Here is a 22,091-nt window from a genome sequence, read left to right on the forward strand (position 1 = left end):
AATCGAGTCCCGCGCATGGCAATCGTCGGTTTCAAAGTCCATCGCCACGCCTCGTATAACAGTCACTATCCGAATGCGGACACTCTGTCACGGCAGCCCTGAAACCGGCCGCAAAAACGCTCGAGCGCCTACGCAGGGTAGCGCTGAAGGCGAGCCAAAGGGGTGCCGCACTGCTCTCCGTCAAGAAGTTGGAGAGACGAACGTCGCCGCAGCCGCAGAGATAGAACGCGTCACGGGCCCATAGCGAATCATCAAGCCATAGTCGAATATAAATGCGCCGACCAGCGGCGGGCCTGGGCGTCGAAAAAATGTATGAGGCGTCTTCCATGAGCATCCTAACGACACTACGACATAAAATAAACGCTAGAACGTATACGCGACGTTCAGAAAAACGTTAATCGGATTGATACGGATCGTCGATCGGGAAACGATATGAGTTCCATTAGCCGTCGTCCCGTCCAGCGTAAGGTGCGTTTTTAACGGAACATAACCGACAGCGGCTCCGACGGACCAGTGCTTTGTAATCGCGTAATTTGCCCCGATCTCGAACACGGGATTCCAGGATGAACTGAGTGATGCGTGCGCCGACCCGCCCGGACCAAGATTGTCGGTGATGAACTTGCTATTAGTTGTCCGAACCTGAGTGAACCAGGTATAGTTCACGCCTAACCCGACGAAAGGACGAAATTTCGACTGGGCCTCAAAAAGGTGATATCGAAGCACGACAGCGGGCGGGACCGGTCGCGTCGACCCGAGGGTTCCATACTTCCCAAGGGCGCCATCACCAACGAGATTCACCGTCAGAGGAAGGCCAATGAGCGTGGCAACGCCGACGTGGTCGGTGACATAGTACTCGGTGGTGATTCCCATCGTATCCGTGGACGTCGCATGCGCCCCGGTACCAGGCAACTGCTGATTAACCGTCATGCCACCAACGCTTTCCACCGTGAGCGGCGTCGCACTACTCTGTGGCGCGACGTGAAGCCACCCTGTCGCCACGGTAAAGCTTCCCGCCGTCTGAGAGCTTGCATTATCACCAAGCGCAGCCGAGCAGATACAAGCCGCCACGCCCGCAGAACGAAGCTTTCTACTGTAATTCCTCAAGTGTCTTCTCCTGTCTGTTTGGCAAAATTTTCTTATCGTGTATGCCGTTTTATCGATCGGCGGGCTCGGATGGTTGTACCTTTCCGCGTAGGTTCCAGCCGCAAATCGCATTAGCTATCTAGTAGTTGTACTAAGTTACACTTGCTGCTTTCCGCCTCCGTATCGCATCACGCTGTTATCGGAAAAACTACAAGCTACCTATCCCTCTGCAATCTGGTAGTAGCGCCATGTATGCATCGATTGCTTGGCGTGTTGGTGAAAGCGCATCGGCAAAGCGTTCAGCCTCAGGTCGGCACGCACCACGAACCGTCGGCGTGATGGACGAAAAACAGCCAGAGGTTGGTCGAAGGCATTGCTCAAGAGATATTTCAGCAGCGCGGCGATGAAACGGTGAAGGCGAAACAATCTCATATCAGATCGGCACGGCCCGAAGCTGAAGATGCAAACTCGCGCGCCCCACACAGATCCAGAGCAACGTCGACGATCATGTCTTCCTGTCCGCCGACCATTCTTCGGCGCCCCAGTTCGACGAGAATATCCACGGTTTTGAGGCCGTATTTGCTGGCGGCTCGCTCCGCATGACGCAGAAAGCTCGAATACACGCCGGCGTAGCCCAACGCGAGCGTTTCCCGGTCGACGCGTACAGGACGGTCTTGGAGCGGACGGACAATATCGTCCGCCGCGTCCATCAGTCGATAGAGATCGGTGCCGTGGTTCCAGCCGAGACGGGCTGCCGCGGCGATGAATACCTCGAGCGGCGCGTTCCCCGCACCAGCCCCCATCCCGGCGAGACTCGCATCGACGCGATCGCACCCTTCTTCGACCGCAACGATTGAATTCGCAATGCCGAGGCTCAAATTGTGGTGCGCGTGGATACCCGTCTGGGTTTCGGGCCTGAGCGTGTCCTTGAAGGCTCGCATGCGATCGCGTATGTCATTCATATTCATCGCACCACCTGAATCCACCACGTAGCAACAGGTCGCCCCGTAGCTTTCCATCAGCTTCGCCTGTTCCGCCAGCGCTCGAGGGGTCTGCATGTGGCTCATCATCAGGAAACCGACCGCTTCCATGCCGATCTCGCGCGCATACTCGATGTGCTGTCGGGAGATATCGGCTTCCGTGCAATGCGTGGCGACGCGCGCGATGCGCGCACCTGCGTCATACGCGGCCCGCAGATCGCGGACAGTGCCGATGCCAGGCAGCAGCAGCGTGGCGATTTTCGCGTGTTTGACCACGCTCGCGACGGCTTTGATCCACTCGATGTCTGTGTGTGCGCCGAACCCATAGTTGAAGCTGCCGCCCTGCAGACCATCGCCGTGCGCAACTTCAATCGAATCGACCCTCGCATCGTCGAGTGCAATGGCGATTCGTCTCGCTTGCGCGACGCTGTACTGATGACGGATCGCGTGACTGCCATCGCGCAGCGTCACGTCGGAGATGTAGAGTTTCTTGTCCATATCAGCAGAACTCACTTTTTGTTGGCCAGAAGGCGGTTGGCGACTCCCTCGGCCGTGACCTTCGCGGCACTCGTCATGATGTCGAGGTTGCCGGCGTAAGCGGGCAGATAGTGAGCCGCGCCCTCGATTTCGAGGTAAATCGAGGTTTTGAGGCCGACCATGCGGTCGCTGATGCCCGGAATCCGGATCGGCCCATCGGCGTCGATGCGGTCGAACTGCACGCGCTGCTTCAGACGGTAGCCGGGCACGTATGTCTGGACCGCCTCCGCCATGCGGGTCACTGATTCCTCGATCTGGCGTTCATCGACGAATTCACTGAGCGTGTACACCGTATCGCGCATGATCAGCGGCGGTTCCGCCGGGTTGAGAACGATGATCGCCTTGCCCACGGCCGCACCACCCACCACCTCGATTGCCCGGGACGTAGTCTCGGTGAACTCATCTATGTTGGCGCGCGTGCCGGGCCCGGCGCTCCTGCTCGAGATGGAAGCAACGATCTCGGCGTAACGGACTCTCGCGACCCTCGATACAGCGGCGACCATCGGAATGGTTGCCTGACCACCACAAGTCACCATGTTGACATTGGGCGCATCAAGGTGGCGCTCACCGTTCACCACCGGGATGCAATACGGGCCGATGGCCGCCGGAGTCAGATCCACGAAGCGGATGCCGGGCTTGATGGCGCGCAGGAACGCGTCATTGCGCGTGTGCGCCGAGGCGGACGTTGCGTCGAAAACGATATCGATATCCGCGAACACTGGCATTCGACTGAGCCCTTCGACGCCCTCGTGCGTCGTGACCACCCCGAGGCGCGCAGCGCGCTGGAGTCCGTCCGATGCTGCGTCGATTCCCACCATCGCGCCCATCTCGATGTGCTCGCCGTGTCGCAAAATCTTGATCATGAGATCAGTGCCAATGTTGCCGCTGCCGATAATGGCGACCTTCAGTTTCCTCTTCATCGATCCTCTCCTCCTGCGATGCGGCAACTCACGCTGCCGAGTGCGCCAATCTGCGCGTGAATAGCGTCTGCCCGGCCAAGGGGAACCATCGCGCCCAGAGCGCCTGAGAGGATGACGTCGCCCGCTCGCAACTTTTTGCCGCGTCGCCCCATCGTGCATGCCAGCCAGTACACAGCACGCAGCGGGTGGCCCAGACAGGCTGCGCCGCTTCCGGTGGACACGATCTTTCCATGGCGGGTCATCGACATGCCAAGCTCATCGAGCGACAGCTGACCAAGAGCGACCGGCTGGTGTCCGAGTACGTACAGACCGCAAGACGCGTTGTCCGCGACCGTGTCCTCAAGCGTGATCCGCCAGTCCGCGATGGCACTGTCCACAATCTCGAGCGCGGGGAGCGCATAGGCCAGCGACGACAGAACCCGCCCGTAGCTTGGTGCCTCGTCATCGATGTCACGCCCGACAACGAATGCCACTTCGGCTTCAATTTTCGGTTGCAGCAGACGGCTCACCGGAATTTCGTCGCCGTCGAGATATTCCATATCGTCAAAGAGCACGCCAAAGTCCGGCTGGTCAACTCCCAGTTGCTGCTGCACTGCGACCGACGTCAAGCCGATCTTCTTGCCGACGATCCGGCGGCCGGCATCGGTTAGCGTGGTCGTGTTTGCTTCGGCGACGGCGTAGGCGGCCTCAAGACCGGAAATGCCATACCGAGTGGAAATCGGATCGATGGGTGTGCAGGTTGCGCGCGCGTTACGCAACGCTTCGGCCGCCGCTTGGATGGCTGTTTGATCGAGCGTTTGGGTCATGGCAGTTGAGATCGAGAATCGGATGTCAGGCGGCTTTGGCGACGGATGGTGCATCCGTCGATACGCGCGCGAACGGAGTGCACACACCCTCTTGCTTTCCCAACTGGTCACACAGTCGGACCAAGGCTCGATTGAGGGCGACCGCGGGAACCACGGCAAAGGTGAAACGGTCGGGCCTTAGAATCGCGACGGCTTCCTTGCTGAAGCCCGCTTTCCTGAACCAGTCGATCATGTCGCCATTGATGTCCTCCACTTCCGTCGCACCATTCCGGCTGTGACGTTCCACGCCGTTGAGCCCCTGCGGACGGCCGCCGTATGGGTAGAGCGTGATTGCCTGTATCGATAATGCTTTCAGCGTCTGCGCCGACGCTTTGTCCAGATGCCGGAACGGGTCAACATTCAGTCCGACCAGCGAAAATCCGTGGCCGAGCAGGTCGTCCATACGCCGCCGGGAGCCGTCGAAAAGACGCACCTCGGGCTGGGGTGCCAGCGCGCCCTCCGGCCCTTTCCGGCCGCGCCGCGGCAGGCCCAAATAGGCGTTCTTTCTGTAGACAGGTGTTGGCTTGAAACCGCCCTCCCGGAACCAGCGCCTGAGTGGAGGAACCATCCTGATCGCGTTGAGCGAGATGTCACGCGCGAGCGTGGCAAATGGATTCCTTGCGGACACAACGTTCTTGAGCAAAACGGATACGTCGATCATCGCCTTTGCATGACCGTGTCGCTCCGACTGGTAGGTATTCAGCAGCGCATCGCCAGCAACGCCGCGCAGGACCAGGTCAAGCTTCCAGCCGAGGTTGTACGCGTCGCGTACGCCGGAACTGGCGCCTTGCCCCATGAATTGCGGCGTCATGTGTGCAGCATCCCCGGCCAGCAGGATGCGATCCACCCGCCATTTGGCCGCGATCAACGCGTTAAACGTGTAGACCAGCTTGCGCTTGACGACGAACTGGTCCGGATCAACAAACATGGAGAGGTACTTGCGGACCGTCTCGGGCTGCTCCATGTTCTCCTTCGTTTCCCCCGGCATCAGCATGAATTCGAAGCGGTGGAACTTGTCGGGCTGGACACAGCTTACGACGGGTAGCCGGGAATCGACCACGAAGTTGAAGTACGGTAGATGACGCAATGCGTCTGTTCCTGGCTTGCGCTCGAGGTCCACTACGAGCCACGGCTCCGGAAAACTTCTGCCGGACATTTCGATGCCCAGTTTTGTACGCACGATGCTGCGCCCGCCATCTGCACCGACCATATAACGCGCCCCCATGCACTGAATGTCGGGATCGCCCCGCAAGGGTGCGCGCGCATCACTGCTGTCGCTGAACCGCGCTTCCCGCGTTGCCTGATGCACGATGCTCACCCCTTCCGAGTTCTGTGAGAAGTCGACGACCTCGCGTCCCCTACGGACCTCGACATTCGGATAACGCCGCAGGGATTCGGAGAGCGTCGTTTCCAGATACGGTTGATAGAAAAAGTTGATAACCGGCCAGCCCAAAGGGCGCTTGCGTGGCATGTACTGCGCGATCGGGGTACCGTCCGGGCGCACTAGCTGAACGGGCGTCTCCATCATCATCTGCGATTGCAGTTCGTCCGCAACATCGAGATGCTGGAAAATGCGCATGCATTCGTCGTCGGTGTACACCGCGCGGGCATTGCCATAAAAGACCGGCTCGCGTTCCAGTACGACGACGCGATGGCCGGCCCGGCCGAGCATGTGCGCCAGCACGAGGCCGGTAGGGCCCAGCCCCACGATCGCGACGTCGCATGCATCCTCCCGATCCGCAACGTTCATAACTGCTCTCCTTGTACAGTGAACTCGGGCTGCATCAGCGACGCGAGAGCCCGGCGAAAGCGCCGCAATCTGGCTCGCAGACTGAGGTTTTGAGGGCGGTGACCCCACAGGCTGATCCCCTCGTAGGTTGCGGTGCGCCACGTATGCTCATCCACCACAATCGGGTTCCAGCCCAATTCAATTTCCCATCCGGACGGCGTTTCAACGTAGAAAGAGAGTTCGCGGTCGTTGGGATGCTGGCCAATGGTGTTGGCGATCCGATAACCCATCGCACGACAGCGCAGATAGGACTGGGTCACGTCGTCCAGCGATGCACACTGAAGATTCAAGTGATGGATCTGGGTGCGCAATGGATTCAGGCGAACGCCGCGCGTCGATGCGGTCGCCAACGAGTGGTGACGCTCGTTGAATCGAAGGAAGGCGAAGTCGAGTTTCAGACCGTCGATCCTGTCCTTTATTTCGTCGGAAAGCCGCGCATCGAACACGCTCTTCCAGAATGCCTGCATGACTTCCGGCTCGCGTGTCGTCACAGCGACGTGTCCCATGCCTGCCGCACCGGTTACGAAGCCCTGCCCTTTCATGCGCAAGGGCAGGTCGCTGAGCACGGCGCCCGTGAAAATTTCGATGCGCAGTTTCTTGGGACCCGCAAAGAACCAGAATTTCTCGACGCCGCGCAAGGCCGCCTCTGCCGCACTGCCTTCCTGTACGATAATGCCCCGCTTGGCCAGACGCGCGAATGCGAGCTGTAGCGCAGCCTCATCGTCCAGTTGCCATCCGATTGCGATCACATCTTCGACCGCACCTTCACGGACGATCAAACGTCGTTGATGCGCATCGATGCGGCAGGCCACCACGCCCGGCTGGGGAATATCGACATGCAGGCCGAGACCTTCGGCGGAGAATCTTCTCCATTCGTCGAGCCGCGCAGACTCGGCCAGCAGATAGCCCATACGGACGCGGCCGAAGAGACTTTCCGGTGCGGGCGCCGGATTCGCGATGGTTGGCATGGCGGCACTCTCCTGGTTATCGGGTTAGGCGGTACCCGCCTTAATGCCGTCCTGCGCAAGAAACGCCACTACGGCGGCATTGAATTCCTCGGCTCGCTCCCACTGCACCCAGTGGCCGGTCTTGCTAAATAGATACACGTCGCAGTTAGCCATGCGTCGTTGCAGCGAGTGCGCACCACTGGGACGGTTTACTTTGTCCTCTGTGCCCCAGAGCACCAGTGCAGGGTTTTGCACCGACTTCAGGCGCGGATCGCGTGTGAAGTCAATCTTCCTGAACTGCGGAACGCCCTTCGGTCCAAGCAACGGCGGGCTGGCTACGACCTCGGGGTCGATGCTGGCCCGAAAGCGCTCCCGGATCACGCTTTCAGGAACCAGACCGGCGTCATAGATCAGGTCGCCGCGGATAAACCTGGTGAGTTTTTCCAGCGTCGGTCCCTCGCCCTTGTAGTAAGTCAGCAACCGCTTGAGCCCCGGAGTGGGCAACTGGCGTGTGGTGTCCACGCCGCCCGGCCCCATCAACACCAGACGGCCGACGGTTTCTGGGCGCTCAAGCGCCATGCGCAGCGCGCATGCGCCACCGAGCGAGTTACCAATCACGTGCGCGCGCCCAATTCCCAGCGAGTCCAGCATGCCGAGCATGCAGGTGGCCAGGTCGCCGAACGGATCGCCGCGATCGAGGCCCTTGGTCGATTTCCCGTAGCCAGGCATGTCAGGAACCAGAACCCGAAAACGACGGGCCAGCGCTTCGACGTTTCTCGAGTAATTTGAGACGCCCGACGCGCCGGGACCGCCACCGTGAAGCATCAGCACCGCCGGGCCACGGCCGGCTTCCGTCAGAAAAATCTGTCGTGCACCAACCCGAACGATGCGCTCGGTCATCGCGCTAGTGAGAGATGAGACATCCATGACGTCAGTTGCTCCAAGTTCGCTCAGTACGACCCATTTTAATGAGTTATTTGTCATTATGACAATATTCTCGTTTTTACCTAGGGATCAGATGAACGGAGGTCCGTCGCGCCGTATAATTGCGACATGAGTGAAACCACAAACATCGATCATCGAACCCGCGTCGCGGCGGAGCGCCGCGAGCGGATGCGCGCAAGACTTATTGAGAGCGCACTGCTGGTTTTTGCGGAGAAGGGAGTTGGAGCGAGCGTTATCCAGGAAGTAATCGCGGCGGCAGGCGTCTCGCAAGGCACCTTCTACAATTACTTCCGTACAAACGAAGAATTGCTCACGGCGGTTACACAGGAACTCAACGACGAACTCCTTCGCCTCATCGAAACGGAAGTGGGTGCATACGCCGACCCGGCGCGCCGGATTGCCTGTGGCGTCCGGCTGTTCCTCCATGCGGCGCGCACTTACCCGCTCCTTGCGCGCTTCATTTGTGCGGCTGGTCTACACGTTGCGGGGCCGAGCAGCCTTATATACGTATATCTGCCGGCTCATATTGAACAGGGGCTGGCCGAAGGTCATTTCCGCGACGTCACAGTTAAAGTGGCACTCGATGTGATCGCCGGGACAGTGCTGACGACGATCCAGCGCTTCACCGCTGAAGGGCAAGAGTGCGCGCAGCCTGAACAGGCGGTCGCCGCCATTCTTCGAAGTCTCGGGGTCAGCAGATCAAAGGCCCAGGCTTTGGTGCATGGCGAACTCGTGTCTATCGCGGTACCCGCCGGTTCTCTGCTTGAGCGGGGGCATGCAAGGCTCCAGCAGCAGATGCTGGGCTCATCTCGTTGAGCGAAACAAACTGAGATCGCGATCGGTGCCGTCGGCGAGCTGCGGCACGCGCCGAACGGCGCAGCAAAGCCCGTCAGGCGCGTCATGATTTTGTCGTGGCGCCCCATCATCCGCATGCCGCTGTCAAAGAGCCGCTCGACAGCGTGACCATTTCGAGTCAACGCGGCGGCGTCATCAGCGATACGTCGCGTGCGCTCGAACCGGGATCGGTCGTCATTCAGACGGACAACCGGTCATTATCGTGCCGACCCTGGCAGCCAAACTTCGCGTCCTGTGCGAAGGCATTGCCGTCGGCATGCTCGCCAGGGAAAGCTCGTCGAGCAGCGGGTGATAGGGATGAGAGAGCATACGTACTGCTACCTTGGCTGGCGTGAGGATAAGGCAGGTCGCGCATTGACATGGTGGATTAACCAGCTGGATCAGATGGATCTGATATCCAGCCTTTTCAGCACGCGCAGCATCGCTACCTGAAGCAGACATTCGCAGCCGCGACTGTTTCCGACGATGCTTCACGGCGAGCAGTGCTGGCCCGCACAACTAAGGAAAACTATCTAAGAGCTGGCATCGACACATAAGCGAACGGAAGGACAGTGCCGCAAAGCATCCGCTTTCCCCGTAATGGTAACCCAGCCATCACCCGGCACAGCAGCCAGCCTGTTCGGACGGTGTGTGGGACCGGCCTGCGTCACGAGCATGCGGGCGAGGAATACATGTCGGGGCAGCGGTTCGATACACGGGGTCCTTTTCATTTATCGTGTTCGACGCGACGAATATGAACATGGAATGTTGAGGCGGCGGCAGGGATTATCTCCTTGAACAGGTCCAGCGCAGAGCGCAAGCGACGAAGTCCGACCCGCATCTGATGCACGCAGGACGGATCACGGCCGGAAACCACGCCGCGCTCGTTGGCGTGCACCTGCTCAAGGCAGTTGTGCAGGATCGTGCAGAACGCGTTTTCGATCGAATCACCCTTCCCAAGGCACACAGGCTTGGCCTTGACAGCTTCCGCGTGCTCGGCAACAAGCAATTCGTAACCCACATTGGCCTTGCTGCGATGGTCGATTCGCATCGGCGCGGTCTTAAGAAGCTCGAGTGCCGCAGAGTAAAGCGCCTGCGGCTCGCCCCGCTTGAGTTCGAGCTCGACAGCGATAAGCGGCACGGAGCCCGCTTGCGCCTTGACGGTTCCCTCGTCGAGCGCCACTTCAATTCCGTCTTCCGGCGGCAGATGCACTGTGATCGTGGTCCGATTGATGCGTGTGACAAACACAGGAGCGAGCCGCGCGGCAACGCCCGGATCCCGGATCACCTTGCCACAATCCGTTTCAGGGATATCGCGTCATGCAGCAGCGCGAGGTCGGGCGTGTCACTGGCGACCGGCGTCTCGAACTCATCGCGGTCGAACACGCCCGCCTCGACTGCGCCGTCGAGCTTCAATGTCTGAAGCCGCTGCGGCCCGCCAGATCGGACGCGCAGGGATGCCTTACATCCGTGAATGGCCAGTTCCGGCGTGTCGAAATAAGTGCTGGTGAGGAGTGTCGGTGGGTCAGCCTCCGCCCGAGCGTGCGCGAGCAAAGGTGCCTGGAGGAGCTTGTCTCGATCCTCGGGGTGATTCGTAACTTTCACTCCCGGTCCATGGTTGTCTCCGTTTTTACGCCGTTCAACGAGTACCTCCGGTCCTTCACGGCTGCATCGCCAAAGGCGTTCATCGCTGTGTCAGTAGCACAGGAATTCTTTTGCGCATACACAGAAGTTGTCGAAGCGACCGACAAAGCGGCGACGACCGGAGGCTTGCCTTTAAACGTTAGACACTGCCGGGCGACGCGTGAGGGGAAATTCATGATCCTCTCGTTAGCGCCTGCCGCCGCGTAATGCGCGGCCACCACGGCAACATCAGCAAGACGGCCCCTACTGGCCCGCGCCGTGATAGGCGACCGAGATCGCGGCGTCGCGCTTCTTCTTCGCTTCCGCCTTCTTGGGTCATACACCTTTTTGGCCGCCGCAGCTTCACGGTCGTATTCACGATCCGCTGCCGCAACCTGCTGGCGCATCCTCACGAACTCGTCCGAATCTTGACGGGCGGTCGATGTGCCGGCTACTGAATTGTCCTGCGTTTCAGCGTGACGGGACGTCAGTCCTATCATGTCGGTGTACTCGATACGCCAATCGGGCTTTTCATGACGAACTCCCGCGGTGATGCCTGCATTGCACGTCGGAAGATCAGAAATTGACCGCTTCCAGCCTATACGCGTACAAATGGATGTCGCATTGGAAGTTGGCCCAATGACTGGCTGATAGCAAAGGAGGCTTACCAGAAAGCATGGAAAGCCTTTCGGGAATGGGGTGATGTAGAGCGCGTCGACCGTTCGCAGTTCAGCGATTGCGAGTGAGCTGTCTCACCCGGAACCAATAGCGTACCTGCGAAAAGAGCCGCTCGAAAGCGAAATCCGCGCTGCGCGACTGAAGCGCGCCCGTTCGCTTAAGCGAAATTCAGTCTGCCTCCAGTACGACGACCGTACGCGGCTGTATCAAACAGTGATCCAACTCAGTCGCTGCTTTGCGTGGCGCCGAAAGAATGTCATGCGGACTGGCCTGTGCGGTATCGATGATCCGGTACCAGCACTTTCCGCCGAGGACAGTGGGAAGCGCGACCTGACGTGCCAAATCGTCCATGTTCAGAACTACATGAAGGAGCGCCTCTCCCGGATCTTCACCGCCCACGGTAAATGCGAGAAGCCGCGCTCGCGGATTCTGCCACTCGGGCTCATGGAGGCGTTCGCCGTGCCATGCGATGTCCGGGTGCGCGTGGCCCTGCACGGGTCGCCCCGTCAGAAAGCGCCGTCGGCGCAGACTTGCGTGACGCTTGCGCAACGCGATCAGTTCGCGCATGAACCGCAGCATTCCCGATGCGGATTCGACCCGACGCCAGTCGAACCACGAAAGCGCGTTATCCTGGCAATAGCCATTATTATTGCCGTGCTGGCTATGGAGTACTTCATCACCCGCGAGCATCATCGGCACGCCCTGGCTCAGAAAAAGTATGGCCATCAGATTGCGGGCCTGACGGCCACGCAGTTGCACGATTCCCGCGTCATCCGTTTCGCCTTCCGCACCGCAGTTCCATGACAGGTTGTCGTTCGAGCCGTCGCGGTTTTCCTGGCCATTGGCCTCGTTGTGCTTGCCGTTGTAGCTGACGAGGTCGTTCAGAGTAAAGCCGTCGTGACAGGTGACGAAGTTCACGCTACTGCCCGGCAATCTGCCGTCGTCCGCGTAAAGATCCGCGCTCCCGGCGATGCAGGTCGCGACCTCCCCGATGATCCCGGCGTCGCCGCGCACGAAGCGGCGAATCACATCGCGGTAACGTCCATTCCATTCTGCCCACGCCATGCCCGGAAACGCCCCGACGTGATAAAGGCCTGCCGCATCCCACGCTTCCGCGATCAGCGGCACGCGCGACAGGGTGCGCGACGATTCGATCGCCCATGGGAGTGGCGGATCGATCATCAGTTCGCCGTGCCCGTCGCGCGCGAAGACGCTGGCAAGATCGAACCTGAAGCCGTCGACGCCCATTTCTTCGACCCAGTATTCGAGGCAATGCACGATGAACGCCGTCACGAGCGGATGGTTGCAGTTCACTGTGTTCCCACAGCCGGTGTAGTCGAGATAGCGGCGTGCGTCGCCCGGATCGTGCTGATAGAAGATGTCGTTGGCGAACCCCTTGAAGTTGATGACGGGTCCCGCCTCGCCCGCTTCTGCCGTGTGATTGAAGACCACGTCGAGCAGCACCTGAATTCCCGCGGCGTGCATGGCGTCCGTCATCGCACGAAATTCGTTCACGGCGTTTGCCGGATCGACGCAATAGCGCGGATGCGGGCTGTGAAAACTATGCGTGCTGTAGCCCCAGTAGTTGACTAGACTGCGTGCAGCGACCGGGTCGGGCACATCCTGTTCGTCGAACGCCATCACGGGCAGCAGCTCGAGGTGCGTCACGCCGAGTTGCTGAAAATACGGAATCTTTTCGATCAGTCCGTCGAATGTGCCGGGATGCCGAACGCCGCTCGAAGGATCGCGTGTAAAGCCGCCGACGTGAAGTTCGTAAATGATCGAGTCATCGAGGCCGCGCGCAACCGGCAAGCGCGGCGCAGCCGTGGATTCGACGACGATCGCACGGTAAACCGCGTTCGCCACGTCCGCCGATTCGATGGTCTTGCGCCGGTCCCAGAGCAGGTCGCTTACCGCATGCGCGAACGGATCGAGCAGTTCGCGGCGGGCGTCGAACACACGCCCGGTGTTTTGAGCGTCATGCGGCCCGTCCACCCGCCACGTGTAGCAGACGTGCGGAGGCAGGTTCTCGACCAGTACGTGCCAATAGAAGAACGAGCGATTATGCTCGGACGTAAGCACGACGACCTGGAACGGCTCCGCGCTATCCGCCGCTTCATACAGCAACAGTTCGACATGCGTCGCATGTCGGCAAAAAATGCAAAAATTGACACCTTCGGGCACTACGGTAGCGCCTGGCGGAAAACGTGATCCGGCGCGTACGACGTAACGCGGGACCGGTTCGGCATCAGCTTCGGTCAAGGTCGATTCTCACGTGAGAGATCTTCCAGATGCGCTCGCAGTATTCGCTTATCGCGCGATCCGAAGAGAATTTCCCCGAGCGCGCCGTATTCAGAACCGACATGCTGGTTCAGCGCGCCGGCTCTTGCCACGCTGCGCTCACGCGCTCGTGACCCGTTACGTAGTCGGTGTGGACACCGCGGGCCAACGGGGAAAAGGATACGCGATCATACCCGCTAGACAAGTCCCTGCCCCATCTCCTCCAGATTCGCCCACTTCACGGTGCTCCGGAAGGTGCGGCCGTCCTCGTCAACCGACTCGATGATCACGCGCTGGCGGCTCGCTTCGGCGATGACGCGCACGGCCCGCTCGCCGTAGCGCATCAGCGCGCCGATCGGCGGACGGGCCGGTGCCTTGCGCCGGGTTGCCCCTGATCGCGAGGCTTCGCTTTTTCGGGTGCGACCGCTATCTCAACCCGGGCTCCGCTTCTTGCGGCGCGCCGCCGTCTTGCCGGGTGGCGCCAGGCGACCGGCATCTTGCGAGCCACGACCCGTGTCCGTGGCGGACGGCTCACCGTCGGGCGCGTCGCAGTCGGGCACGCGGGGCAGGTCTTCGCGCGGGCTCCAGGGCCAAGCCCGGCCGCCAGCGCACATCGGCCTGACGTACTGCCGCCATCTGTGCTTGCAGCGTCGCGTTCGCGGCCTGCACGGCGTGGCCGACATGCGCCTGACAGTTGACTAGTTGCGCATCGCCTTGACCAACATCGCAGGTGCCGCTGCATGATCCGGCTGCACCGGTGCCATCTGCCCCGGCGGCTACTGAAGGAAACGACACATGCGCCGAGCGCGACGCATTTCGGCGCGACATTCGCGCGTGCACGGCACGGGGCTGTTTGCCCTGCGCCGCGCACTCGAGCGGCGTATTCGCGACTGGCGCGCACTCCATGGCGAGGAGCATGACGTTATGTTCCGGCAGGTACACGAACCCGGTCGTCTCGGGTTGTCCGACTTCACCGAAATGGACAGCCTGGGCGTCACTGTGGCGGGTGTCGCGCTGGATCACCGCCTCTATCACTTTCGGCTGGCCTGCTCGGGCTTTGAGCACGCTCACGTCATTCTCGTCGGCGAGAGCTATGTCGCGCTGGCTGAAGGGCTGCACAACGCCATCTGGGCACTTGGAGGCGTGCCGCGTGAGCACCGCAGCGACAGCCTGTCGGCGGCGTTCCGCAATCTCGAAGCCGAGGCGCGCGAGGATCTGACCACACGTTACGAGGCGCTGTGTGCTCACTACGGCATGCAGCCCACGCGCAACAACCGGGGTATTGCCCATGAGAACGGCTCCATCGAGAGCCCTCACGGCCACCTCAAGAACGCAGTGCGCGATGCGTTGCTTCTGCGCGGCACTAACGACTTCGATGATCTCGATTCCTATCGCCGCTTCATCGACGAGATCGTCGGTCGAATCAACGCGCGTAATGGCAAACGCATTGAGGCCGAGCGGGCACTGCTTCAGCCTCTTCCGGCCCAGCGTACGTGTGACTACGAGGAAACGCGCGTGTACGTCACGACCACCTGCGGGTTCGTGCTGCGCAAGGTGTTCTAGACCGTCCCGTCACGGCTGATCGGCCATCACCTGCGCGTGCGCCTGTACGACGGCCGGCTGGAGCTGTTTCTTGGCAGTACGGCCCTGATGACACTCAGCGCGGCCGTGCAGGCCCCAAGGGCAAGCACGGCCACGTCATCAACTACCGGCACGTCATCCACGCGCTGCGCCGCAAGCCCATGGCACTGCTCAACCTGGTCTACCGCGATCAGATCTTTCCGCGCGAGGCGTTTCGCCTGAGCTTCGACCGCCTGCTCGAGCAGCTCCCGGAGCGTCAGGCATGGTCGGTCGCATTCGGCGGATAGCACAGACTAAAGAGTTGCATGCCTTCGCACAGGCTCACGAAGCCGAGCGCGAGTGCGTCCGCCCGCGGCGGCAATGCGTTGTCGCAGTCCGTAAGGAGCGTTTGAATATGGGCGCTGATCTGCAAAAGCTTCTCGTGCCGCAACGCATGAACGCGCTCCTGAAAGGCGCGGTCGCGGCGTGCGAGGAGGTACGCCTCGACCCATAGCGGAAAGCATTCGCGCTCACGGTAGGAGCGGACGAAATTAGCAATCGCGCGCGCCGTCGCGTGCTCGGGCGTGCCCTCCTCTTGAAAGATCGCCTGCAGATCCGCCTGCGCCTCATCGGCATCGCGCCGCAACAGTTCCGTCAGCAGGTCCTGTTTGCTCCTGAAATTGGAGTAAAACGCGCCCCTCGTGTACCCGGCGGCCTCGACGATATCCTCCACGCTCGTCGCAGCGAAACCCTTCTCGAGGAACATGGTCCGTGCGGCGCCGTACAGGCGCTCCCGGGTCTGCTCTTTTCTGCGCGCGTGGCTCAGGCGTTCGGGCTTCATGGCGTGGCTTGAGGCAATCTCTCCGTCCGCGCTCGGCTGCGCAGAGACGGACCGGTGAAATCGCCGTTTCTCGATGGCCCCGCTGCAACCGGCTAAGGCTCGTCAGCGGAATTTCGCCATTACACTCATAACTGATACCTTTGTCAATATTTAAATGGAGGGCGCGAGCGGACCCAAACGGTTGCACCGCCTGTCCATAACGTTTCGAAGCTTTAGCAGCGCCGACCGAAGCCAGCGGCAGCACCTTCTGCCGCCGGCCCAGGCAGTGGCCTGAAATTGGCGTATTAGTCGACCTCCACCTCGCTGGCCGCCAGCTTGAGGCTGACTTCGCCCAGGTACACGCTTTCGCCGACCTTGCACTCGCGCGATGCATTCCCGAGAGCATGGTGAATCTCGATGCGGTACATGCCACTATTTTTCTCGAGACCACCGAACCGAAAATCGCCGAACGCGTCGGAAACAGTGTCCGCAACCCGTTGATCGCCGGCGTACAGGGCAACCGCTGCGCCAGCGACGCACTCAACTACGCCCCCAACCGTAGCGCTGACGCTTCCACCTATGAAGCAGCTCTTCCAGCGTTTCAAGCCGCTATACCACACTCGGGGCTTTGTTTCGAGATTAGGCAGCAAAACATCGAGCCCTTCACGTCGAGCTTTTTCCGCCATCGCGGCGTCATCGAGCTTGACGGCCTCGAAGACACCAGTGGGACAAGTCTGCTCGCAGCGCGGATGCTGCCACCCCTGGTCGAGCAGATGCGCGTCGAAGATCCAGGTCTGCGGCAGTTGCAGGTCCTCGTTCCAGACGATCGCGTGGTACGGGCAGGACTTGACGATGTCTTTGCGCCCTCGCGCCTTCTCCGGGTCAATGATGACGATGCCGTCGGAACGTTTGCGGATCGCGTCGCCACCGACGCGCATGCAGGGCGCGTCGTCGCAGTGATTGCACAACACCGGCAGGTACGTCGTTTCGACCATGTGGGAGGCGCCCTGCACACGGCGCAGGATGCGAATGGGGCTTTCGGCGCTGGCCGCGGCAGGCGCGGCGTACCCAGGAAAGTCATTGCCAACGTGTTCATCGCGTGCAGCGATGACGCAGTTCTGGCAGTTCTCACATTGCCCGACCTTGATAACCAGATTCCACTTGCTCATCGTGTGCTCCTCACGCCGCGCGACGGATCATGAAAGCGTCCGCGTCTTTCCACTTTTCCACCTGCACGAGACACGAATTCGGACTCATGCTGCTTGTACCCGCCGTCTGGGGCCGATCCGGGGTCAGCAGGTTCATGCAACCACCAATTTCGACGCACTCGCCGTCTATTTCGATCAACTGGAATTCGGCGCTCGCCTCGGCCGACTTGACTACCCCTGCGGTAACCAGAGGCGACACGTCTGCCGCACAGATAACCGCACCCCGGTCGTTGTAGATCTTGACGAGATCGCGATGGGCAATGCCCCGGGCCGCCGCGTCGACAGGACCGAGTCGTAGCAGCCAGAAGCGATGCCCGCCAATCAACGCACGATGATCTTCCACGCTGTTGACCGACGAGTTCTTGCCGTCGCAATGGGTGTGGAAGCTGTAACGGCTATGCGTGGCGATAAGTTGCAGCGGATACTGCTGTGCCAGTGGGGAGCGCAAGCCCTCCCACGACGGGATGTATCGGTTCACGGGCGGCCGCTCCGGGTTGTCCGCCGTATGCCGCTTCAGCAAGTCGGGTACGAACTCGAGCTTGCCGCTAGGCGTCTGCAGGCCCATGCCGAATTTTTCGGCATACTGCGACGGCATCGGAAGCGGTTCCGGCAGATCCTTGCGTCGGCCTTCCGCGAACCAGCGCATATCCACTGGAGATCGCATTTCCGGTTTTTCGGGCGGCACAACGAAATAGCCCTTGCGGCAGAACTCGCGCCACGAAATGTGATCCGGCAGATCGGACGAGTCGAATACCCGCTTGACCCAGTCCAACTCCCCGCAGCCCTCGGTGAACACGCCGCCGAGCCCCAGGCGGGTCAGAATAGCAGTGAAGATGTCATAGTCGGAGCGGGACTCCCCCAAGGGTTCAATGCATTTATGCTGCATCGTGACCATACGGTGGTTGACCGTATTGAAACCGTGATGCGCGTAGCCACCGGAATTCGCCCATTCGCCGATGTCCCACCGCTCCAGCGATGTGCACGCAGGCAAAATGATGTCGGCGAACTGCGCCTCGCCTTCCATCCAGATCGACTGATTGACCACGAACTCGATGCTCGGGTGACGGTACGCGTCCGCCCAGCGCCCCGATTTCGTGACCGTGCTGAAGGCAGAGCCGCCATAGCGATAGATCATGCGAATCGGCGAATAACCGGGCATCGGGTAAGTGAACGGCGCGAACTGCGCTTCCTGGGACATGCCATCCCAGAGGTAGCCTGCTGCGTGGCCGTTGATGATGGCATCGGGCAACTGCTGCCGCGGGACCATCTGCTTGACCGGATTCATGGTCAGGATGTGCGGCATGCGTTGATAGTTGTTGACGGCATTGGCGGTCCACGCGAGTTCGCCCGACACGCCACCGTCCGCGTAACCCGGAAAGTAGAAGTTGAGATCATGCGGAACACCGATCTCGAGGCAGCCGAAATTCACACCCGGTTTGCCCCATCCCTGCATCGCCATCATCATGATCATGCAACGCGCCCATTGGGCTCCCGTCGCACCGCGTCCCGCCCCGCCGAATCCCGCGCCCGTCATTCCGACTGCAAGATAGACCTTCTTCGCGCCCCATCGCCGCGCGAGGGCCCGAACGTCTTTGGCGGGCACGCCAGTTTCTTGCTCCTGCCATTCAGGCGTTTTGGGCACGCCATCGGTCTCGCCGGTCAGATAGGCCCGCCATTCGTCGAACCCGGTCGTCCGGTTGGCAACGTAATCCTTGTCATACAGGCCCTCCTTGAGCCACACATACATGATGGCGGTGGCGAGGGCTGCGTCCGTTTGTGGTCGAACCGGAATCCATCGGCCGCCCAGCAACTGGGCAGTCGGATTGCAGTGCGGGTCGATATGCACGAATTCGATCCCCAACTCCTTTGCCCACATACGCCGCGGCGTACCTTCGAATCCGGCATAGGCGCCATTCGTGCTTTCCGGGTCGCAAGACCAGAAAACAATCATCTCGGCTTCCTTAAGGCAATCCTCGATTCCGCCATAGCCGGAGGGCACGCCAACGCGCATCGAGTTGCCGAAGTGATGCATGGCGCCCCAGTACCACCCCTCCCAGCTGTCCGGATTCGCGGCCACCCGTGTGAAGCCGATCAGGTTGGCAAAACGCGTGAGCGCGCTCAGATAGTAGCCAACGTTGCCCCACTGGTGGTGCGACGACATTGGGAATGTGATGGAGCCCGGACCGTGAACCCGCTTTTGCCGGTTGATCTCCTTCGCGACGATGTCCAACGCCTCGTCCCAGCTGATCGGCACATAGCCGGACTTGCCACGGTTCTGCGGATTGCGCTCGCCGTCCGGGTCGAAATCGACCCGCTTCATCGGGTGAAGGATGCGCTTGTCCGAATAGACGAGCGATTTGATCGACAATGCGTGCGGTGCGACGAGGCCGCGCCTCGGCGGGCTGAAACGGCGTCCGCGTGCTTCGATCTCCCAGCTCGGCGCATCCTTGCTGTCGAGATCGACCGGCGTCACGCGAACGATGCGTCCATCCTTCACATATACGAACAAAGGGCCGCCGTTGGTGCACGTGGTGTAACGCTGCGTGCCGTCGCGCATTTGCGTACCCATCGGCAGGCTGATGGTTTGCATCATGCTCAGCGTTTGCATGAACCACACCAGCAGCTCATCGTCGCCTTCGGTGATCACCTTGAAATTTTTCGCCGCGTGGATGATATCCAGGTAGTCCGGATTGGGGAAGAGAAATTTCAGGGCGGTGCCGACGTCCTTGAATAGCATGCGCACGTCGGGCTGCGGATGCGTGCCGGCACACGACCGGATGCGGCCGTTCTCGAGTTTGATGACGCGACCGAGGCTTTGATCCATGAGCCCGATCCACGCGACGAGATCGCGCTCCTTCAACCGATCGCGATAGGCAGGGAAGCGGCGTGCCGTCAGGTCGAGGACCTTGGGCATGGTGAAGAGAATGGTCTTGAGGATCTGTCGTTTCACTTTTGGATCCAATGGGAAGGCTGTGCAGGTGCAAACATCAGGGAATTACGGACCGGCTCCGCCGAGCGGGCAAGCGGCTCAGGCGGGCGCCATCATGTCTGGTAGTGGTTCAAAGACCCGGGAAAGCCGGGCCCCATTGCAGCAACGTGTCTCGTCCGAACGGATAACTCAGGGTCGGCGAGTCGTTGTTGACGAGGTCACCGTCCACGTAATGCTCGACGTGGAAGCCGGCGGGATCGGTCCAGTAGTCGAAAATCTGGCTGCCGTGGAAATGGCGGCCGATGCCCCAGCGGTGCTTGTAGCCCTTATCGACCATGACCATGTGGCCGATGCCCACGTCATCGATATCGCGACATTCAAAGGAGGCGTGATCGAGGCCCACCGCCTTGCCCCCGACAATGGCCAGTGTGTGGTGATCGGTCCATGCCGCGCCCGTTTCCAGGTGCATGAAGGCGGCCACTACGTTTTTCTCTTTGCCCTGGTAGATCAGTTCCGACGCCTTCATGCCGAGCGTTTCGCCGTACCACGAGATCACTCCCTGCGGGTCCGGAGAGAAAACGGCCACATGGCCAAACCGCTGAATGTGCGACGGGCCGAAGGCCGGACGCTGGAAGTGGCCCAGCCGGTTTTTGGCGTGGGCGTCATTCCAGACGATCGGATCGCCACCCGACGGAATAGCTGGCAGACGTTCGGCGCCGAATACGAACTCCAGCCGACGACCGTCGGGATCGGCGCCCACCGTGTAGAGGCCGCCGCCCGGATGCGGGCAATCGGTCACAGGCGAATCAAAGCGGGCCGCCAACGTGTCGAGCGCCTCGCGAGAGCTCACGCGGAACCCGACACCGACAAACGCCGCCTCGCCTTGCGTCGAGACGTAGGAGAAAGGCGCGTCCCCGTAGCTGCGCAGATAAAGCGCGTCGCCGTCGTGCTGGAGATCCAGCAAGCCGTAATCGACCATGAAGTCGCGGACCGCAGCCAGGTCCGGGTGGCGAAAAGTGACGAATTCGATGTCTTCGATGAGCATGGAAAATCTCGCGATTGATGCGTTGGCGGCACGACCCGCCGCCGGGATTGATGTCAGGAAACGGTGGGCGTCCCCGCTAGAATGTGTAGGCGACGTTCACAAAAACGTTAATGGGTTCGATTCGCAGCGTCGACTTCGAAACGATCTGCGTTCCGGTTGCTGTCTGCCCGTATATGGTCATGTGCGTCTTGAGCGGCATGTAGCCAACCGACGCTCCGACCGACCAGTGTTTGGCGAACATGTAGCTTGCCCCGACCTCGAAGACGGGGTTCCACGATGCACTGAGGGTCGCGTGTATCGATCCGCCAGGACCAACGCTATCGGTAATGAACTGGTGGTTGGTTGCGCGAACCTGGGTGAACCACGTGTAGTTCACGCCCAATCCGACGTAAGGACGAAATTTCGTCTGAGCGTCGAACAGGTGATATCGAACCTCGATGGCGGGCGGCATAGGCCTCGTCGTGCCCAGTGTGCCGTACTTCGAGAGTGTCCCGTCGCCATCCAGATTCACTGTTAGTGGCAGGCCAAAGAGCGTGGCGATGCCGATGTTGTCGGTCACGTAGTACTCGGTGGTGATGCCGAGCGTATTCGTTGACGACGCGTGCGCACCAGTCCCCGTTAATTGCTGGTTGACCGGCATACCTCCCACGCTTTCCACGGTAAGCGGCGTTGCATGACCCTGTGGCGCTACGTAAAGCCACCCCGTCGCCAGCGTAAAGCTTCCGGCTGATTGCGCATTCGCATTTCCAGCAAGCGCAGCCGAACAGATAAGACCTGCCATCACGGCAGGCCGAACATTTTTCCTGTAATTCCTCACGCGTCTTCTCCTGCCTCATCGGCCAAATATCTTTTTTATCGTGTAAGCGGCTTTTCCGATCCGCCCATTGGTCAAGTTCGTTGGATCGGCATCCGATGTTGATGCCGGCTCCAAATATCATCTCCTTCAATTACATAGGCATACTAAATACATCGGTATGATCTTTCCCAGTCCCAGCGGTACTTCCTGCCCGTTCGCCGTATCGACCTGTGAACGTCTGTTACTTCTCTTCGCCCTTCTGAACGGTTGCC

19 protein-coding genes and 3 pseudogenes are annotated in these 22,091 nt (G+C 60.5%); 3 read left to right on the top strand and 19 right to left on the bottom strand.

The window, feature by feature from the left end; translation table 11 throughout:
* Nucleotides 1-363: 363 nt before the first annotated feature.
* The 8 genes from BPHY_RS17770 to BPHY_RS17805 all read right to left on the bottom strand — a co-directional run bounded on the left by BPHY_RS17770 (nt 364) and on the right by BPHY_RS17805 (nt 8,028).
* On the bottom strand, nt 364-1,104 hold the full coding sequence (locus tag BPHY_RS17770) for an OmpW/AlkL family protein (RefSeq protein ID WP_012402831.1): 741 nt from the start codon (nt 1,102-1,104) through the stop codon (nt 364-366).
* A 198-nt stretch (nt 1,105-1,302) separates the two neighbouring features.
* Nucleotides 1,303-1,515: a hypothetical protein gene (locus BPHY_RS17775; RefSeq protein WP_157686627.1), complete on the bottom strand. Its 213-nt coding sequence runs from the start codon at nt 1,513-1,515 to the stop codon at nt 1,303-1,305.
* Nucleotides 1,512-2,561 carry a 4-hydroxy-2-oxovalerate aldolase gene (gene dmpG, locus BPHY_RS17780; RefSeq protein ID WP_012402832.1) on the bottom strand — a complete coding sequence of 350 codons (1,050 nt, stop codon included), beginning with the start codon at nt 2,559-2,561 and terminating at the stop codon, nt 1,512-1,514. Before dmpG ends, BPHY_RS17775 begins: the two co-directional genes overlap by 4 nt.
* Nucleotides 2,562-2,572: 11 nt before the next feature.
* Nucleotides 2,573-3,520: an acetaldehyde dehydrogenase (acetylating) gene (locus BPHY_RS17785; RefSeq protein WP_012402833.1), complete on the bottom strand. Its 948-nt coding sequence runs from the start codon at nt 3,518-3,520 to the stop codon at nt 2,573-2,575.
* The gene (locus BPHY_RS17790; RefSeq protein ID WP_012402834.1) at nt 3,517-4,326 is read right to left on the bottom strand and encodes a 2-keto-4-pentenoate hydratase; all 810 of its coding nucleotides are present in this window, start codon (nt 4,324-4,326) and stop codon (nt 3,517-3,519) included. The genes BPHY_RS17785 and BPHY_RS17790 overlap by 4 nt, the downstream gene beginning before the upstream one ends.
* 25 nt (nt 4,327-4,351) lie before the next feature.
* The gene (locus tag BPHY_RS17795) at nt 4,352-6,115 is read right to left on the bottom strand and encodes a bifunctional 3-(3-hydroxy-phenyl)propionate/3-hydroxycinnamic acid hydroxylase (RefSeq protein WP_012402835.1); all 1,764 of its coding nucleotides are present in this window, start codon (nt 6,113-6,115) and stop codon (nt 4,352-4,354) included.
* Nucleotides 6,112-7,122: a VOC family protein gene (locus BPHY_RS17800; RefSeq protein WP_012402836.1), complete on the bottom strand. Its 1,011-nt coding sequence runs from the start codon at nt 7,120-7,122 to the stop codon at nt 6,112-6,114. Before BPHY_RS17800 ends, BPHY_RS17795 begins: the two co-directional genes overlap by 4 nt.
* Before the next feature lie 24 nt (nt 7,123-7,146).
* Nucleotides 7,147-8,028 carry an alpha/beta fold hydrolase gene (locus BPHY_RS17805; protein ID WP_012402837.1) on the bottom strand — a complete coding sequence of 294 codons (882 nt, stop codon included), beginning with the start codon at nt 8,026-8,028 and terminating at the stop codon, nt 7,147-7,149.
* Nucleotides 8,029-8,154: 126 nt separating this feature from the next.
* Between BPHY_RS17805 and BPHY_RS17810 the strand changes: the two genes are divergently transcribed.
* Nucleotides 8,155-8,862: a TetR/AcrR family transcriptional regulator gene (locus BPHY_RS17810; protein WP_012402838.1), complete on the top strand. Its 708-nt coding sequence runs from the start codon at nt 8,155-8,157 to the stop codon at nt 8,860-8,862.
* Nucleotides 8,863-8,868: 6 nt separating this feature from the next.
* A pseudogene (locus BPHY_RS43155) lies at nt 8,869-9,333 on the top strand (LysR family transcriptional regulator); the annotation flags it as partial.
* Nucleotides 9,334-9,607: 274 nt separating this feature from the next.
* Here the strand turns inward: BPHY_RS43155 and BPHY_RS43160 are convergent.
* From BPHY_RS43160 to BPHY_RS42550, 6 genes and pseudogenes are all read right to left on the bottom strand, one after another.
* Nucleotides 9,608-10,168, bottom strand: a complete 561-nt coding sequence (locus BPHY_RS43160) for a CYTH domain-containing protein (protein WP_052306119.1) — start codon at nt 10,166-10,168, stop codon at nt 9,608-9,610.
* Complete coding sequence (locus BPHY_RS43165; RefSeq protein ID WP_244257654.1) at nt 10,165-10,485, bottom strand: CYTH domain-containing protein; 321 nt, start codon at nt 10,483-10,485, stop codon at nt 10,165-10,167. Before BPHY_RS43165 ends, BPHY_RS43160 begins: the two co-directional genes overlap by 4 nt.
* Entirely contained in the window at nt 10,482-10,700 is a 219-nt protein-coding gene (locus BPHY_RS43170) for a hypothetical protein (protein ID WP_244257655.1), read from the bottom strand. The genes BPHY_RS43165 and BPHY_RS43170 overlap by 4 nt, the downstream gene beginning before the upstream one ends.
* Before the next feature lie 649 nt (nt 10,701-11,349).
* Nucleotides 11,350-13,443: a glycogen debranching protein GlgX gene (gene glgX / locus BPHY_RS17825; RefSeq protein ID WP_083775876.1), complete on the bottom strand. Its 2,094-nt coding sequence runs from the start codon at nt 13,441-13,443 to the stop codon at nt 11,350-11,352.
* Nucleotides 13,430-13,615: pseudogene (locus BPHY_RS39605) on the bottom strand (glycogen/starch/alpha-glucan phosphorylase); the annotation flags it as partial. The gene glgX and the pseudogene BPHY_RS39605, both read right to left, overlap by 14 nt.
* 43 nt (nt 13,616-13,658) lie before the next feature.
* Nucleotides 13,659-13,805 (bottom strand): hypothetical protein, encoded by a 147-nt coding sequence (locus BPHY_RS42550; protein WP_167538878.1) that lies wholly within the window; start codon nt 13,803-13,805, stop codon nt 13,659-13,661.
* 451 nt (nt 13,806-14,256) lie between these two features.
* On the opposite strand from BPHY_RS42550, the pseudogene istA reads away from it, so the two are divergent.
* A pseudogene (gene istA, locus BPHY_RS17830) lies at nt 14,257-15,305 on the top strand (IS21 family transposase); the annotation flags it as partial.
* Here the strand turns inward: istA and BPHY_RS17835 are convergent.
* The 5 genes from BPHY_RS17835 to BPHY_RS17855 form a co-directional block, all read right to left on the bottom strand.
* Nucleotides 15,299-15,862, bottom strand: coding sequence for a TetR/AcrR family transcriptional regulator (locus BPHY_RS17835; RefSeq protein ID WP_012402841.1), 564 nt, complete (start codon nt 15,860-15,862; stop codon nt 15,299-15,301). The pseudogene istA and the gene BPHY_RS17835 overlap by 7 nt on opposite strands.
* A 284-nt stretch (nt 15,863-16,146) precedes the next feature.
* The gene (locus BPHY_RS17840; protein ID WP_012402842.1) at nt 16,147-17,010 is read right to left on the bottom strand and encodes a 4Fe-4S dicluster domain-containing protein; all 864 of its coding nucleotides are present in this window, start codon (nt 17,008-17,010) and stop codon (nt 16,147-16,149) included.
* Between the two features lie 10 nt (nt 17,011-17,020).
* A complete protein-coding gene (locus BPHY_RS17845) occupies nt 17,021-19,999 on the bottom strand; it encodes a molybdopterin-dependent oxidoreductase (RefSeq protein ID WP_012402843.1) in 2,979 nt (992 codons plus the stop codon).
* Nucleotides 20,000-20,108: 109 nt separating this feature from the next.
* Nucleotides 20,109-21,023, bottom strand: coding sequence for a VOC family protein (locus BPHY_RS17850; RefSeq protein ID WP_012402844.1), 915 nt, complete (start codon nt 21,021-21,023; stop codon nt 20,109-20,111).
* Nucleotides 21,024-21,099: 76 nt separating this feature from the next.
* Entirely contained in the window at nt 21,100-21,804 is a 705-nt protein-coding gene (locus tag BPHY_RS17855; protein WP_041764349.1) for an OmpW/AlkL family protein, read from the bottom strand.
* Nucleotides 21,805-22,091 lie beyond the last annotated feature (287 nt).

Origin of the sequence: Paraburkholderia phymatum STM815 (genome assembly GCF_000020045.1) — a bacterium.
In the GTDB taxonomy this organism is placed as follows: Bacteria; Pseudomonadota; Gammaproteobacteria; order Burkholderiales; family Burkholderiaceae; genus Paraburkholderia; species Paraburkholderia phymatum.